This window comes from Flavobacterium chryseum, from assembly GCF_004362015.1.
Lineage (GTDB): Bacteria > Bacteroidota > Bacteroidia > Flavobacteriales > Flavobacteriaceae > Flavobacterium.
The window spans coordinates 165,004-180,702 of record NZ_SNWW01000002.1 but is presented as its reverse complement, the minus strand read 5'-3'; the positions used below and the strand labels follow the sequence as shown (position 1 = coordinate 180,702).

The following is a 15,699-nucleotide window of genomic DNA, read 5'->3' as shown; positions in this document are numbered from 1 at the left end:
TCAGTAAGTATAATTTTCATATTTATTCAAAATGCTGCAAATATATAATTAATTTAAATTTAAAGATTTTTCTTTCAAAAAAAATAAACAAACCTATTGTTTGTTTCTAGCCCCGATAGAGGCGGTATCCTCGCAGTGAAACGGAGAGATAAAGCCGAAAGCGGGAACCATGCTTAATAAAATGCCTATTGCCGTGCTTCTAATTTTAACTACAATCTTAGCTCAGTGACTTAGAATCTTAGCATCTCACGAACTTCAAAAAAAATAAAAATTTAGCGGCTCAGAACCTCAGAAACTTAGTAGCTAATTAGATGATTAATTCTTATTTTTGCATAAAAGGAGAAGAATTTCATGCGCAAATATATAGACCAGCTCAACGAAGCACAAAGAGAACCCGTTTTACAAAAAGATGGGCCAATGATTATTATTGCTGGTGCGGGATCTGGAAAAACTCGTGTTTTAACGATTAGAATTGCTTATTTGATGAGTCAGGGCGTTGATGCTTTTAGCATTTTATCGCTTACGTTTACGAATAAAGCGGCTCGTGAAATGAAGCACAGGATTTCTGATATTGTGGGAGCAACAGAGGCAAAAAACCTTTGGATGGGAACTTTTCACTCGGTTTTTGCTCGTATTTTGCGTTCAGAATCAGAGCATTTAGGATATCCGTCTAATTTTACCATTTATGATTCGCAAGATTCACAACGATTAATTTCTTCGATTATAAAGGAAATGCAATTGGATCGTGATATTTATAAACCGAAACAGGTTTTAGGGCGAATTTCAAGTTATAAAAACAGTTTAATTACCGTAAAAGCCTATTTTAATAATCCCGAATTGCAAGAGGCTGATGCGATGGCTAAAAAACCTCGTTTGGGCGATATTTATCAGCAATATGTAGAACGCTGTTTTAAAGCGGGAGCGATGGATTTTGATGATTTATTATTGAAAACCAATGAATTACTTACACGATTTCCGGAAGTTTTGGCGAAATACCAAAATCGTTTCCGTTATATTCTGGTCGATGAGTACCAGGATACAAATCACTCTCAATATTTGATTGTTAGGGCTTTATCAGATAAATTTCAGAATATTTGTGTCGTTGGTGATGACGCGCAGAGTATTTATGCTTTCCGTGGAGCGAATATCAATAATATTTTGAATTTTCAGAAGGATTATGAAGGTGTAAAAACTTTTAGATTAGAACAAAATTACCGTTCAACGCGAAATATTGTTGAAGCTGCAAATACGATTATTGACCACAATAAAACGAAACTGGATAAAATTGTTTGGACAGCAAATGATTTTGGTCCGAAAATAAAAATTCACCGCAGTTTAACGGATGCCGAGGAAGGACGTTTTGTTGCGAGTACGATTTTTGAACAAAAAATGCAAAATCAATTGCATAATGGTGCTTTTGCTATATTGTATCGTACGAATGCACAATCGCGTGCTATGGAGGATGCGTTGAGAAAACGTGATATTCCGTACAGAATTTATGGTGGATTATCTTTTTATCAACGTAAAGAAATCAAAGATGTTTTGTGTTATTTACGTTTGATAATCAATCCAAAGGATGAAGAAGCTTTAATTCGTGTTATCAATTATCCGGCTCGTGGAATTGGAGATACAACGGTAGAAAAACTTACGATTGCTGCCAATCATTATAAACGTTCGATTTGGGAAGTAATGGTTAATATTGATAAAATCGATTTGAAACTAAATTCCGGAACGAAACAAAAACTGAACGATTTTGTGACGATGATTCAGAGTTTTCAGGTTATTGATCAAAATCAGGATGCTTTTTATATTACGGATTATGTAGCCAAAAAAACAGGTTTGGTTCAGGAATTGAAAAAAGATGCTACTCCTGAAGGAATGGCGAAAATTCAGAATATCGAAGAGCTTTTAAATGGTATAAAAGATTTTACTGAAGGTCAAAAAGAAATTGACGGAGCAAGAGGCGCTTTATCTGAATTTATGGAAGATGTAGCACTGGCAACGGATTTGGATAAAGATACTTCTGATGAAGATCGTGTGGCGCTGATGACGATTCACTTAGCAAAAGGACTTGAATTTCCGCATGTTTTTGTGGTGGGTATGGAAGAAGATTTGTTTCCGAGTGCTATGAGTATGAGTACGAGAAGCGAATTGGAAGAAGAACGCCGTTTATTCTACGTAGCTTTGACCCGAGCTGAACATCAGGCTTATTTAACATATGCACAATCGCGTTATCGTTGGGGAAAACTCACCGATAGCGACCCGTCTCGTTTTATTGAAGAAATCGACGGGCAGTATTTAGAATATTTAACACCTGCTGAAAGTAATTATCGTTATAAACCAATGATTGACAGTGATATTTTTGGAGATATTGATAAATCGAAATTACGATTAGCAAAACCCGTTGGAGGAACTCCGCCAAAATATATAACGGATAATGAACCTAAACCGGATTTAAATATTAGAAAGTTAAAACCAGTTTCGGGAAATAACCCAAATAACAGTGCTCCGAATCTATTTGACAGTAAATTAACTGTCGGAAATATTGTAATGCACGAGCGTTTTGGAAAAGGCGAAGTTGTAAATCTTGAAGGTGTTGGGGCTGATAAAAAAGCTGAAATAAAATTTGAGGTTGGTGGAATTAAAAAGCTTTTGCTTCGATTTGCAAAACTTGATGTTATTGGTTAAAATATTGGTTTCAAGTTTCAGGTTTTCAAGTTATATAAAATTTGCAACCTGAAACAAAATAAAACTTTAAACTAAAAATAAAAATGGCTGAGTTCATAAAAATATATCCTGATAAACCAAATGAAGCGGCTATTGCTAAAGTAGTGAAGTTGCTAAAAAATGGAGGTTTGGTAATTTATCCAACAGATACCGTTTACGGATTGGGTTGTGATATTACCAATTCTCGCGCTTTAGAAAAAATTGCAAAAATTAAAGGTGTAAAATTAGAGAAAGCTAATTTCTCTTTCATTTGTCATGATTTGAGCAACTTGTCAGATTATGTGCGTCAGATTGATACGGCAACTTTTAAAATTTTGAAAAGAGCTTTGCCTGGGCCTTATACCTTTATTTTACCTGGTAATAATAATTTGCCAAAAGAGTTTAAAAAGAAAACCACTGTCGGGATTCGTGTGCCGGATAATAATATTGCTTTAGAAATTGTTCGTCAGTTAGGAAATCCTATTGTTTCAACTTCTATTCGTGACGAAGATGACGTTATTGAGTATACAACTGATCCGGAATTGATTTTTGAGAAGTGGCAAAACCTTGTTGATATGGTTATAGATGGTGGATATGGTGAAAATATTGGCTCGACTGTAATAGATTTATCTGAGCATGAGCCAGTAATTGTAAGGGAAGGAAAGGGAGATATTGGTATTTTGTAAAAAAATACTGAAATAGTATAATTATTTAAAATATTTAATTAACTTTATTATAGTTAAAATTTAGTTAGTTAATTTAAAAATAATGCTATTCTTGATTTATATTTAATTGGTTATTAAAAAAGTTAAGAATACATAAAAGCAGGTCAATTGACCTGCTTTTTCTGTTTTATAGCATTATGAAAAACTAAGATTTATTTTGCTTGTTTTTTCATTTCTTTTTCAATCATATCATAGAATTGATCGATTTTTGGCATAACAACGATACGAGTTCTTCTGTTACGTGCTTTGTTGTCAGGAGTATCATTTGCAACTAAAGGTATATATGAACTTCTACCAGCAGCAATTAATTTTGCAGGGTTAACTCCAAGATCATTTGTTAATACACGAACGATAGAAGTAGAACGTTTAACACTCAAATCCCAGTTGTCTAACAAAACTCCGTTGCTTTTGTAAGGAACGTTATCTGTGTGACCTTCAACCATACATTCAAAATCAGGTTTGTCGTTTACAACTTTTGCAACTTTAGCTAAAACACCTTTTGCTGCATCCGTTACGTCATAACTACCACTTTTAAATAATAGTTTATCAGCGATAGAAATAAATACAACTCCTTTTTCAACATTGATTTCGATATCCGGATCGTTGATTCCAACTGCTCCTTTTAAACTTGTAACTAAAGCTAGCGTTACACTGTCTTTTTTAGTTAAAGCATCCTGAAGTCTTGATATTTTTAAATCTTTTTCTTTTAAGCTTTCTAATGATTTCTCAAGATTTTCAGCACCTTTAGTAGTTAAAACTGTTAAGTCTTTAGAACTATTTATAAGGTCTTGATTGTGTGCTTTATAACTTTCAGCTGTAGCTGCTAATCCTGCTTTTTCTTCTAAACAAGAATTTAATTTCACTGTACAAGAGTTTAATAAATCTTGAATTTCTTTGTTCTTAGCTTCTAATGCTGCATATTCTTTTTTCGAAACGCAAGAAGTTAAGGCCATTAATACTGATAGTGCTAAAACTATTTTTCTCATAGGTATTATATTTAATTAAACGTTGATTACAAATTTAGTTTTTAATATTTTGAATAGTGTTAAAGATTTCCTTAAAAACCCGAATTTTCTTTACGTAATACAAGTAAACGATACTTTTTACGGTATAGTATTGCTTAATTTGAAAATCTTTACGCTTCTTTAAATAAATTAAAGATATGCAATAAAAGGAGAAATGCGCCTTTAAAACGGCAAAAGTATGACCAAATTTTCCTTGGGTAAGAAAACGGATACCTGCAATTCCATCTAAGACCATTCTTGAAAAAATTATAGTAAACAAACCTTTTTTTGGTACGTTTTTGACCAGCATTAGTAATGAATTTCTAAAATTCAAGTAGGTTTTTTGAGGGTTTGATTGGTTTAAAGTTGCACCTCCAACATGATAAACAACTGATTTTGAATTGTACTTAATAATATATCCTTCATTTAGAGCTCTCCAGCATAAATCAATCTCTTCCTGATGTGCAAAAAAAGTTTCATCAAAACCTCCTAATTCATCGTAAACTTCTTTTCTGATAAAAAAACAAGCTCCTGATGCCCAGGATAATTCGCAGGAATCGTCATATTGTCCATTGTCTTTTTCAACCGTTTCAAAAATACGGCCACGACAATATGGGTAACCATATTTATCGATAAATCCGCCGGCAGCACCAGCGTATTCAAAATATTCTTTGTTTTTAAAATCCAGAATTTTAGGCTGAATAATGGCAGTATGTTTTTCAGTTTCAAATGTTTCGAGAATGGGTTTTAGCCAATTTTCGGTTACTTCAATATCTGAATTTACTAAGGCATAAATTTCAGCATTAACATCTTTTAGAGCAAGATTATAACCTTTTGCAAAACCATAATTACCATCGTTTTTGATAATTTTGATTGTAGGGAAATTTTGTTTGACAAAATTTATAGAGTCATCCGTTGAAGCATTATCTGCTACATATATTGTGGCTTGTTCAGAAAATTGAATTACTGATGGTAAAAATTGTTCTAATAATTTTATTCCGTTCCAATTTAAAATGACAACTGATATTTTATCCAAAAGTATTCTTTTTATAATTTATTAAATTTCTTTGTATTCCGGTAATGACTTTAAAAACTCATATTTTTCGTTTTCAAAATCCATCTGACAATAATAATGACTCAGACCGTTTGTGACTTTCAAAAACCGTGCCTTCATTGTCATATTATAACGTGCAATCTGATCAAAAGTTGCCTGTGAAATTTTCACTTCGGGCGCTTTACATTCTACTAATATATGTATAGAACCATCTGAATTAAAAACCACCACATCGTAACGTTTTCGTAATCCGTTGACTGTTAAAACTTTCTCGACGTTTATGAGTGATTTGGGATATTTTTTTTCGTTCATTAAGTAATGAACAACATGCTGACGAACCCATTCTTCCGGAGTAAGAATGATAAATTTTTTCCTGATTTCATCAAAAATAGACACTTTATTTTCGCTATTTTTGAATCGGAAAGTATAGGAAGGAAAATTTAGTTTAAGCATAAAGCAAAAATATAAAATAGTTTTTAGGTTTCGGGCCAACTTGAAACTTTAAACTTGAAACAAAATTTTAAATGGACGAAGTTGTAAAAATTGTTAATGATATAAAAGCGGGAAATATAAAACCAATTTATTTTTTAATGGGCGAGGAGCCTTATTATATTGATAAATTATCTGAATATATTGAGCAGAATATACTTTCTGAAGAAGAGAAAGGATTTAACCAGACTGTTTTATACGGAAGAGATGTGTCTGTCGAAGATATTGTTTCAACAGCAAAAAGATATCCAATGATGGCTGATCGACAGGTTGTTATTGTAAAAGAAGCGCAGGATTTATCAAGAAATATTGATAAATTAGAATCCTATGTAAATAATCCGATGGATACGACAGTTTTAGTCTTTTGTTATAAATACAAAACACTCGATAAACGTAAAAAAGTTACTAAATTATTAGCACAAAAAGGAATCGTTTACGAAAGTAAAAAGCTTTATGAAAACCAGGTTGGTGACTGGATCAAACGTGTATTGGCTGGAAAAAAATATACAATTGATCCCAAAGCAAATGCAATGTTGGTAGAATTTTTAGGTACAGATTTGAGTAAAATTAATAATGAACTTGAAAAACTTCAGATTATTTTACCGCAGGGAACCATGATTACACCACAACATATTGAGGAAAATATTGGTTTCAGTAAAGACTACAATGTTTTCGAACTTAGAAAAGCTATTGGAGAACGCGATCAGCTTAAAGCTTATAAAATTGCAGAAAATTTTGCTCACAATCCTAAAGAATATCCTTTGGTTATGACAACCGGACTAGTTTTCGGATTTTTTGTTCAGCTTTTAAAATACCACGGATTGAAGGATAAAAATCCGAAAAACGTTGCTGCAGCGATTGGTGTAAATCCTTATTTTTTAAAGGAATATGATTTGGCAGTCAAAAATTATCCCATGCGAAAAGTGAGTCAGATTGTCGGAGCTTTGCGAGATGTAGATGTTAAAAGTAAAGGAGTGGGAGCAAATGCGTTGCCACAATCAGATTTGTTAAAAGAAATGCTTTACAAAATATTTAATTAAGCCATGAAAATTCACGATATTTGCCTTTCGAAAATTTTTACTACTTAAAAATAATAATGACACAATTATGGGAATGAATAAAAATACCATTTTAGGATGGGCTACTTTTATAATGGTACTTATGGGATTGTTACTTATAGGTCTTGGCGCTTTTAGATATAGTGAAGTATCAGGATGGGGATTTGCAGCAACAGGAGTTGGGTTTTTAGCAAATGCCTGGGTTTTTAATGCTTTGAAAGGAAGGGTTTAATCTGTTTCAATATCAATTGCAATAATAATATCAATAAAAAATAATAATAAATAAACAATAAACATAATGTCAGACGATAAGAAAGTAATTTTCTCAATGCAGAAATTGAGTAAAACCTATCAGGGAGCAGACAAGCCGGTACTTAAAAATATTTACCTGAGCTTCTTTTACGGTGCTAAAATTGGTATTCTTGGACTTAATGGTTCAGGAAAATCTTCTCTTTTAAAAATTATTGCAGGAGTTGATAAAAACTATCAGGGAGATGTTGTTTTTCAACCGGGTTATACTGTTGGTTATTTAGAGCAAGAGCCAATTCTTGATGATTCTAAAACCGTTATCGAAATTGTTCGTGAAGGAGCTGCTGAAACTATGGCAGTTTTAGAAGAGTACAATCAAATTAATGATTTATTTGGTCTTCCTGAAAATTATGAAGATCAGGATAAAATGGATAAGTTGATGGATCGTCAGGCTGCTTTACAAGATAAAATTGATGCTCTTGGCGCTTGGGAAATCGATACTAAACTAGAAATTGCAATGGATGCATTGCGTACGCCGGAGGGTGATACGCCAATTAAAAACCTTTCAGGAGGAGAGCGCCGCCGTGTAGCTTTATGTCGTTTGTTATTACAACAGCCTGATGTATTGTTACTTGATGAGCCTACCAACCACCTTGATGCTGAATCTGTACTTTGGTTAGAGCAGCATTTAGCACAATATGCAGGAACTGTTATTGCGGTAACGCACGATAGATATTTCCTTGATAATGTAGCAGGTTGGATTTTAGAGTTGGATAGAGGAGAAGGTATTCCGTGGAAAGGAAATTATTCTTCCTGGTTAGACCAAAAATCGACCAGAATGGCACAAGAAGAAAAAGTAGCTTCAAAACGCAGAAAAACGTTAGAGCGTGAGTTAGACTGGGTTCGTCAAGGTGCGAAAGGACGTCAGACAAAACAAAAAGCGCGTTTGCAGAATTACGATAAATTATTAAATGAAGACCAAAAACAATTGGATGAAAACCTGGAAATCTATATTCCAAATGGTCCGCGTTTAGGTACGAATGTTATCGAAGCGAAAAATGTTGCCAAAGCTTTTGGAGAAAAATTACTATATGATAATTTAAATTTCACTTTGCCACAAGCGGGAATTGTTGGAATTATTGGACCAAACGGTGCTGGTAAATCTACAATTTTCAAAATGATTATGGGTGAGCAAAAAACCGATAGCGGAGAATTTTCGGTTGGTGAAACGGTGAAAATTGCTTATGTAGATCAGTCACACTCTAATATTGACCCGAATAAATCGATTTGGGAGAATTTTTCTGATGGTCAGGAATTAATTATGATGGGCGGAAAACAAGTAAATTCAAGAGCTTATTTGTCACGTTTCAATTTTGGTGGAGGCGAGCAAAATAAAAAAGTATCAATGTTGTCTGGTGGTGAACGTAACCGTTTGCACTTAGCCATGACATTGAAAGAAGAAGGAAATGTACTTTTACTGGATGAGCCAACGAATGATTTGGACGTAAATACGCTTCGTGCACTTGAAGAAGGTTTAGAGAATTTCGCTGGTTGTGCTGTAATTATTTCTCACGACAGATGGTTCTTAGACAGAATTTGTACGCACATTTTAGCGTTTGAAGGAGATTCTGAAGTGTATTATTTCGAAGGAGGTTTCTCTGAATACGAAGAAAACAAAAAGAAACGTTTAGGTGGTGATTTAACTCCAAAACGATTGAAATACAGAAAATTAATTAGATAATAATTAATCTCTAAAAATTTAAAAAGCCTCAAATTCAAAATTGAAATTTGAGGCTTTTTTAGTTTTTATAAACCTCACAAGAATTTTGTATCTTAGTGTAATTACAATTAAATAATTTGCAAATGCCTTGGAATCCAGAAATCTATAATAAATTCAAGAATATTCGTTATCAGCCTTTTTATGATTTGATCGATTTTATCAAACCGATGTCAAACATGAAAGCAATTGATTTGGGTTGTGGTACTGGCGAACAAACGGCAATTTTAGCACATAAATTTAAAGAAGCAAATTTTTTGGGCGTGGATTCTTCAAATGAAATGCTTGAAAAATCAAAGTCTTTGGAAACGGATAATTTACATTTCCGCAAAGCAACAACTGAAGAAACAATTGCTTCAGGAGAAAAATGGGATTTAATTTTTAGTAATGCTGCTTTGCAATGGTCAAATAATCATGAAAAATTATTTCCGCAATTGATTGATCTGCTTAATTCAAAAGGACAATTTGCGGTACAAATGCCTGTTCAGCCAGAAAATAAACTCAATAAAATACTTTCGGATTTGGTTGATGAAGAACCTTTTAAATCTTATTTGAAAGATTACAAAAGAGATTCACCCGTTTTGAGTATTGATAATTATGCAGAAATACTTTTTGATGGTGGTCTAGAAGATATTCAAGTTTCACAAAAGGTATATCCAATCATTGCGAATGATCACGAAACACTTTATAATTTTATTTTAGGTTCAGCTCTAATTCCGTATATCGAACGTTTGGAAGGAGAACAGCAAGAACTTTTTATTAAGACGTATAAAGAAAGAATTGCAGAAAATTTTCCGAAGCTTCCGGCGATTTATTCTTTTAAAAGGATTTTACTTTATGGAAGAAAAAAATAATTTACTACTGTGCATTAGTTAGATATGTTGGAGAATAACCAAATTGCTTTTTAAAGGCATAAGAGAAATGGGATAAATTTTCAAAACCAACTTCGTAATAAATCTCGGTTGGTTTTTTCTTATTTTTTGCTAATTGATAATGCGCCAGTTCAAGTCTTTTTTTGGTTAGCCATTTTTGGGGAGTTGTATTAAAGTACTTTTTGAAATCTCTATTAAAAGTAGATAAACTACGTCCTGTCAAATAGCCTAATTTTTCCATTGGCATATTAAACATAAAATTACGTTGCATAAAATCAATCAAATCAATTTTGCCCGGTTCATCAAAGTTGGCTAAGATGTTATCAATGCTTTTATCAATTTCTCTTAAAATACTTATTGCTTCAGTAATTTTTAATGTTGCGATGTTTTCCGGAAAATCACCTTCAATATCAAAATATGGAATCAGAGATGCCAGACAACTTTCTAATAAAGGATGATTATTATAACTAATAATTTTTTGTTCAGAAGTTTTTTTAGAATCTAAAACTATATTTTGGTAAAATTGTTTGAGTCGTTTAGTCGAAAGGTGCATAACGACTGTTTTATGAGGCTGACCATTTTTTGGATAATTGATAATTGTGGCGAGTAAATTTCGTGGAATAAGAAAAATATCGCCTGACTTGAAGGTAAAACTAGCATTAGCCTGAATAATCTTTGTTTCACCGGAAATAAACCAAATTAGCATATGATCGTCAAAAACTAAATCAGACTTAAAGAATTTATCCTCGTAACAAGAGAGTTTAATATCTTTCGTTAAATATTTTGATACATGTTCCATTTTGGAAAATTATAAGTTTTAACCACCAAATTTGCTCTTTTCAAACAATCAAAGATAGCATTCTCTGGTGGTATATTTTATTTTTACTTAAAGCGGATTAAGAAATAGTAAATGTAATTCCAGTCATTCTTTCGCTTAAATCCCACAATCTTTTGGCATTATCAAAATCTAGTGAATAAGGTTGTACACCACGAATGGTTGAAGGATCATCATATAGGTGTTCAATATTTCCAAGATCTAATTCGGCGATATCTGCATTTTCACAATAAACGCCTCCAATATTGTCTAACATTGAACTTGTTGCACACCAAATGGTAGTTGCCGCTACTTGTGGAATTGTTTTTAATAAGGCTGCGACTTCTGGTTTCAAGTTACCATCCTGATCATGAGTTCCTATTTGTTTGAACAATTCTATTGGTTCTTCTCTTCCCAAATCAGTTCCAAGAACACTTCCCGGATGTAAGGAATAGGCTCTAACGTTGAATTCTTTTGCGCGATTGTCTAACTCAAGTGCAAATAAATTACAGGCTGTTTTTGATTGTCCATAACCTTGCAAAGTATCATATTCTCTGTGAAGAAAATTAGGATCATCAAAATTAAAAGGCGCCATTTGATGTCCATAAGAGGATACATTTAATACTCTGGCTCCATTGGCTTTTTTAAGTGCGGGAAATAATTTAGCAGTCAATTGAAATTGCCCTAAATAATTAGTAACCAATTGCGATTCGTAACCACGATGATCTCTTCGCAAAGGCACCCACATTATTCCGGCATTGTTGATCAGTAAATGCAAAGGCCTGCCAGATGCTAAAAAATTTGAGGTAAAAGCATCGATGGAATCCGGATCCATGAAATCTAAAGATTCTAATTCGACATTAGCAATTCCGTTCAGATTTTTTTCGGCTTTAGCCAAATCTCTTGCGGCAACAATTACAGTTGCTCCGGCGTTAGATAGTTGTTTGGTAGTTTCCAGACCAATTCCAGTATGACCGCCTGTTACAATGGCAATTTTTCCTGTAAGGTCAATTCCTTTAATGATTTCGTCTGATGTTGATTTTGCGTTGAATCCTGAATGTAAAGGCTTTTGTAGTGCTCCCTGATAATTATTTGTTTCCATTTTTCAAATGTTATTTGTTATGGGAGCAAAGTTATGGTGGCATTATTTTTTCAGTTTTGTTTAAAACGTCAATTTGTTTTGTTTAAAACGTCATCTACGTGCTTTAGATTTTTTCTTTCCTTTTCGAAGCCAAATCATAAACCCTGTAACAGGCAAACTTGCTGCAATTAAGCTTGCAAGAAAAGCAATAATTTTTCCGAAATAACCAAAAAGTCGACCCGTATGAAGATCATAATTTGTCGCTTCGATAACATCGGCACTATTAAAATCTTTGTACAATTTATAACGAAGCAATTGTCCTGTTGACGGGCTATAGAAAAAAGTATTTTGTTTTCTTGACCAATTGTACGGATATAACAATCTCAATCTGAGATCTCCATCTTTTTTTATAGACAGAGTAGAAGTGGTGGCGCCGGGATATTGCTGCATTGCCATTTTGTAAATTCTGTCGTAGCGAACCGCCAAAAATTCTTTTAATTCGGTAGGTTTTTCGTCAGCTTTTTTGCCGTCTGTAAGTTCAGAACCGGTTAGAAATGCTGCCGTATTTTTAACTTCCTTAAAAGCGAAAAATAAGCCCGTAAGTGCAATGATAATCAATATAAAAGAAGCATAAAATCCTAAAACATTGTGCAAATCGTAGTTAATTCTTTTTGCAGTTCCGCTCCATTTAATAGTTAATGCTTGTTTTAGCGATTTCATCTGCTTTGGAAACCATATAATAATTCCCGTAATAAGCATCAATACAAATATAACAACTGACCAACGTTGAATGAAACTTCCCGTTTCACCAAGAAGCAAACTTGTATGAAGTTTTCGCACGGTAACCAACCAATCCTGTTTTTCCTGATTGATTAATGTACCGTCGTATGGATTAAAATAATAAATTTTCTTTTTTGTAGATAACTCAACCGAAGCATTTGGTACTTGTTCATTGATGCGTATCGAATTAATTTTTTGTTTGGGAACTTCTGCATTGAAATTAGTGATAATTTTTTCAAGTCCGACAAAAGGTTTTTGCTGAATTGGTGTAGATAATTCCTGCTCATTTGTCGCGTCTCTGATTTCTTCTTCAAAAACATAAATACAACCTGTTATACTTATAATAAAAACGATAATTCCTGTCGATAAACCTAGCCATAAATGAATTTGACGAGCTGCATTTTTCAATTTTTTCCGATTCAGTTTCAAATTCATTGCGTTAATATCGATTATAATTCTTTAAAGCTACGGGCAAATATAGTTGTATTTTAGAAACAGTCCAAATAATAAATTTTGTATGACTTCCTTTATTTACAAGGTTTGTAAGGTAATTTACATCATAAATAACTAAAAAATATTTAAATTTTTCATTTGATAGATTAAAAAAATATTGTTCATTTGCGCTTTAATTTAGAATTAGTTTAAATAACAATAACATGAAAACAACAATACTATTAATTTCCTCTTATTTAGGATTTTCAGATAGAAAAGCAATAATTAAAAAATATAATTTGACTTATTTGCTACTGTGTATGTTCGCTGTGAGTAGCTTCGCTCAGGCACAAACAGGACAAATAAGCGGTGTAGTTATTACTAATGACGGAACTGCAGGGCAGGGAGTGGTAGTAAAATTAAGTGTAGCGAACAAAAGCGCTATTACAAATTCTGAAGGGCGTTATGAATTTAAAAAACTTCCGTTTGGAAATTACACTGTTGAAGTTTTTATGGTTGGTTATGAGCCAACTGTCGAAAGTGTAACAATTACAGAAGAAACACCATCAGCAACAGCTGATATTAAACTAAATTCCTCTTCTCAAAATCTTGAAGATGTCGTTATTCGTTCCGGAGGAAATCGTTTTGCAAAGAAAGAGAGTATTGATGTTGCTAAAATGCCATTAAAAAATATTGAAAATTCACAGGTTTACATTATTGTAAGCAAAGAATTAATGAAAGAACAAGTAATAACGGATTATAATAGTGCTTTTAAAAACGTTCCTGGTGCCGGTATTGCCGAAGTAAGAAATCAAGGGCGAACAACTTCAATATCAAGAGGTTTTCCAACTCCGCAAGTAGTGAGAAACGGAGTAGGAAGTTTTACGTATACAACTGTTGATCCTTCAAATCTAGATCGAATTGAAGTTATCAAAGGACCATCTGCTACACTTTTCGGTAGTACTTTATCTTCTTTTGGCGGATTATTCAATCGTGTTACTAAAAAACCTTTCGATACTTTTAAAGGAGAAGTTTCCTATTCAGGAGCAAGCTGGGATCTTAACCGTTTAACTTTTGATGTAAATACGCCAATAAACGAAGACAAAACGGCTTTGTTTAGAATAAACACGGCATTGCATAGCGAAAGAAGTTTTCAGGATGCCGGATTTAATAAAAATTTCTCGATTGCGCCTAGTTTTTCATACGAAATCAACGATCGATTAAGCCTTTTAATTGATATAGAATTTAGTATGTACAAAGCAACTTCGCCAACAAGACTTGCGCCCTTTGCTGTAACAGGAACAGAAAGCAGTGTTGAAGCGCTAGAAATTCCGTATAAATTATCTTTTGCCAATAATACAATTGCTTATACAAGTCAGCAGTATAATGTTTTTGCACAATTAAAATATAAAATGTCAGAGAATTGGACTTCGCAAACTGTTTTATCCAGAACAAGATCTTCTTCTGACGGATATACAGTGGCTTTGACTATGAGGTCACCAACTACTTTGAGACAGCAGGTAACGTATCAGGAATCTCCGTTTTACGGAACTGATATTCAGCAGAATTTTAATGGTAAGTTTAACATTGGCCCGCTTAAAAACAGGGTAGTAGCTGGTGTTGATTTTTATAGTCTTCGTTCTACCCGAAATGATGCAACGGTAAATATGCCGGCAATGGATTATAAAAAACCGGGTGATGCATACAATAATTTTACGCTTGAAAAAGTAGCTCCAATGTTTGCCAATGCCACTTTTACCAATTATGTATCGGGTGATGAAGAAACGTATAGTGCTTATGTTTCTGATGTTTTAAACATAACTGACAGATTAATAGCTATGGCGGGTATTCGTGTTGACAAATATGAAAATAAGGGAGTGTATTATCCTAGTAAAGATTCGATTGCTGGAAATTACAACCAAACTGCATTTTCTCCAAAATTTGGAGTGGTCTATCAAATTATGAAAGATAAAATTTCCATATTTGGTAATTACATGAACGGTTTTAGCAATGTTTCAGGTTCTGATTTTAATGGAAATACATTCAAGCCTAATCAGGCCAATCAGGCTGAAGGAGGTTTTAAATTTGATTTAGATAAAATATCGGCGACACTTAGTTATTATGACATACAAGTAACTGATATTACACGTGATGATCCTGATCCTGACCACGCAGGCTATTCAATTCAGGATGGTACTCAGGTCAGTAAAGGTTTTGAGGCAGAGTTAATTGCAAACCCAATTTCGGGACTTAATATCATTGCAGGATATACTTATAATGACAGTAAATACGAAAAAAGTAATGCCAGCGTTCAGGGCTTACGACCAACAACTGCGGGATCGCCAAGAACAGCCAATTTATGGGCAAGTTACAGAATTGTAAAAGGTTCTGCGCAAGGTTTAGGAATTGGTTTTGGAGGAATTTATGGCAGCGAATATTATCAAACGAATACAACTGCTTTTAAATTTTCTATTCCGTCGTATACCGTTTTAGATGCCTCTCTTTTTTACGATCAGCCAAAATATAGACTTGGTCTTAAAGTTGACAATTTAACGAACGAAAAATACTGGTCGTACAGACTTGCTGCTCAAAACCCAATGCGTGTTACAGCAAATATTACTTTTAAATTTTAAACAATTTTACAACTAATAAAAAAGG

At 33.4% G+C, this 15,699-nt stretch carries 13 protein-coding genes; 7 read left to right on the top strand and 6 right to left on the bottom strand.

From position 1 onward, the window contains the following. Window positions 1-351 precede the first annotated feature (351 nt). Both EV143_RS04485 and EV143_RS04480 read left to right on the top strand, forming a co-directional pair. Entirely contained in the window at window positions 352-2,688 is a 2,337-nt protein-coding gene (locus EV143_RS04485; protein ID WP_133506779.1) for an ATP-dependent helicase, read from the top strand. An 83-nt stretch (window positions 2,689-2,771) separates the two neighbouring features. Beyond that, entirely contained in the window at window positions 2,772-3,392 is a 621-nt protein-coding gene (locus tag EV143_RS04480) for an L-threonylcarbamoyladenylate synthase (RefSeq protein ID WP_133506778.1), read from the top strand. Between the two features lie 191 nt (window positions 3,393-3,583). On the opposite strand, the gene EV143_RS04475 is transcribed toward EV143_RS04480, so the two are convergent. From EV143_RS04475 to EV143_RS04465, 3 genes are read right to left on the bottom strand one after another with little or no spacing between them, the layout of a single operon-like run. Continuing rightward, window positions 3,584-4,417, bottom strand: a complete 834-nt coding sequence (locus EV143_RS04475; protein WP_133506777.1) for an OmpA/MotB family protein — start codon at window positions 4,415-4,417, stop codon at window positions 3,584-3,586. Between the two features lie 34 nt (window positions 4,418-4,451). Beyond that, a complete protein-coding gene (locus tag EV143_RS04470) occupies window positions 4,452-5,471 on the bottom strand; it encodes a glycosyltransferase family 2 protein (RefSeq protein WP_133506776.1) in 1,020 nt (339 codons plus the stop codon). Window positions 5,472-5,492: 21 nt separating this feature from the next. Further along, window positions 5,493-5,942, bottom strand: a complete 450-nt coding sequence (locus tag EV143_RS04465) for a type I restriction enzyme HsdR N-terminal domain-containing protein (protein ID WP_133506775.1) — start codon at window positions 5,940-5,942, stop codon at window positions 5,493-5,495. 71 nt (window positions 5,943-6,013) lie between these two features. On the opposite strand from EV143_RS04465, the gene holA reads away from it, so the two are divergent. The 4 genes from holA (at window position 6,014) to EV143_RS04445 (ending at window position 9,916) form a co-directional block, all read left to right on the top strand. After that, entirely contained in the window at window positions 6,014-7,018 is a 1,005-nt protein-coding gene (gene holA, locus EV143_RS04460) for a DNA polymerase III subunit delta (RefSeq protein ID WP_133506774.1), read from the top strand. A 73-nt stretch (window positions 7,019-7,091) separates the two neighbouring features. After that, on the top strand, window positions 7,092-7,268 hold the full coding sequence (locus EV143_RS04455; protein ID WP_243739807.1) for a CAL67264 family membrane protein: 177 nt from the start codon (window positions 7,092-7,094) through the stop codon (window positions 7,266-7,268). 66 nt (window positions 7,269-7,334) lie between these two features. After that, window positions 7,335-9,026, top strand: a complete 1,692-nt coding sequence (ettA, locus tag EV143_RS04450; protein WP_133506772.1) for an energy-dependent translational throttle protein EttA — start codon at window positions 7,335-7,337, stop codon at window positions 9,024-9,026. Window positions 9,027-9,148: 122 nt separating this feature from the next. Next, complete coding sequence (locus EV143_RS04445) at window positions 9,149-9,916, top strand: methyltransferase domain-containing protein (protein WP_133506771.1); 768 nt, start codon at window positions 9,149-9,151, stop codon at window positions 9,914-9,916. Between the two features lie 4 nt (window positions 9,917-9,920). Here the strand turns inward: EV143_RS04445 and EV143_RS04440 are convergent, their stop codons facing one another. The 3 genes from EV143_RS04440 to EV143_RS04430 form a co-directional block, all read right to left on the bottom strand. After that, window positions 9,921-10,733, bottom strand: a complete 813-nt coding sequence (locus EV143_RS04440) for a helix-turn-helix domain-containing protein (protein WP_133506770.1) — start codon at window positions 10,731-10,733, stop codon at window positions 9,921-9,923. Window positions 10,734-10,830: 97 nt separating this feature from the next. Then, window positions 10,831-11,850: an SDR family NAD(P)-dependent oxidoreductase gene (locus EV143_RS04435; RefSeq protein WP_133506769.1), complete on the bottom strand. Its 1,020-nt coding sequence runs from the start codon at window positions 11,848-11,850 to the stop codon at window positions 10,831-10,833. A 90-nt stretch (window positions 11,851-11,940) separates the two neighbouring features. Continuing rightward, a complete protein-coding gene (locus EV143_RS04430; protein ID WP_243739790.1) occupies window positions 11,941-13,017 on the bottom strand; it encodes a PepSY-associated TM helix domain-containing protein in 1,077 nt (358 codons plus the stop codon). Between the two features lie 248 nt (window positions 13,018-13,265). Between EV143_RS04430 and EV143_RS04425 the strand changes: the two genes are divergently transcribed. Continuing rightward, window positions 13,266-15,674 carry a TonB-dependent receptor gene (locus EV143_RS04425; protein WP_133506767.1) on the top strand — a complete coding sequence of 803 codons (2,409 nt, stop codon included), beginning with the start codon at window positions 13,266-13,268 and terminating at the stop codon, window positions 15,672-15,674. Window positions 15,675-15,699 lie beyond the last annotated feature (25 nt).

What these genes read in the sequence shown, in the direction of transcription:
- EV143_RS04485 (WP_133506779.1), top strand. Translation starts at nt 352, where the DNA reads ATGCGCAAATATATAGACCAGCTCAACGAAGCACAAAGAGAACCCGTT.
- EV143_RS04480 (WP_133506778.1), top strand. Translation starts at nt 2,772, where the DNA reads ATGGCTGAGTTCATAAAAATATATCCTGATAAACCAAATGAAGCGGCT.
- EV143_RS04475 (WP_133506777.1), bottom strand. Translation starts at nt 4,417, where the DNA reads ATGAGAAAAATAGTTTTAGCACTATCAGTATTAATGGCCTTAACTTCT.
- EV143_RS04465 (WP_133506775.1), bottom strand. Translation starts at nt 5,942, where the DNA reads ATGCTTAAACTAAATTTTCCTTCCTATACTTTCCGATTCAAAAATAGC.
- holA (WP_133506774.1), top strand. Translation starts at nt 6,014, where the DNA reads ATGGACGAAGTTGTAAAAATTGTTAATGATATAAAAGCGGGAAATATA.
- EV143_RS04455 (WP_243739807.1), top strand. Translation starts at nt 7,092, where the DNA reads ATGAATAAAAATACCATTTTAGGATGGGCTACTTTTATAATGGTACTT.
- ettA (WP_133506772.1), top strand. Translation starts at nt 7,335, where the DNA reads ATGTCAGACGATAAGAAAGTAATTTTCTCAATGCAGAAATTGAGTAAA.
- EV143_RS04445 (WP_133506771.1), top strand. Translation starts at nt 9,149, where the DNA reads ATGCCTTGGAATCCAGAAATCTATAATAAATTCAAGAATATTCGTTAT.
- EV143_RS04440 (WP_133506770.1), bottom strand. Translation starts at nt 10,733, where the DNA reads ATGGAACATGTATCAAAATATTTAACGAAAGATATTAAACTCTCTTGT.
- EV143_RS04435 (WP_133506769.1), bottom strand. Translation starts at nt 11,850, where the DNA reads ATGGAAACAAATAATTATCAGGGAGCACTACAAAAGCCTTTACATTCA.
- EV143_RS04425 (WP_133506767.1), top strand. Translation starts at nt 13,266, where the DNA reads ATGAAAACAACAATACTATTAATTTCCTCTTATTTAGGATTTTCAGAT.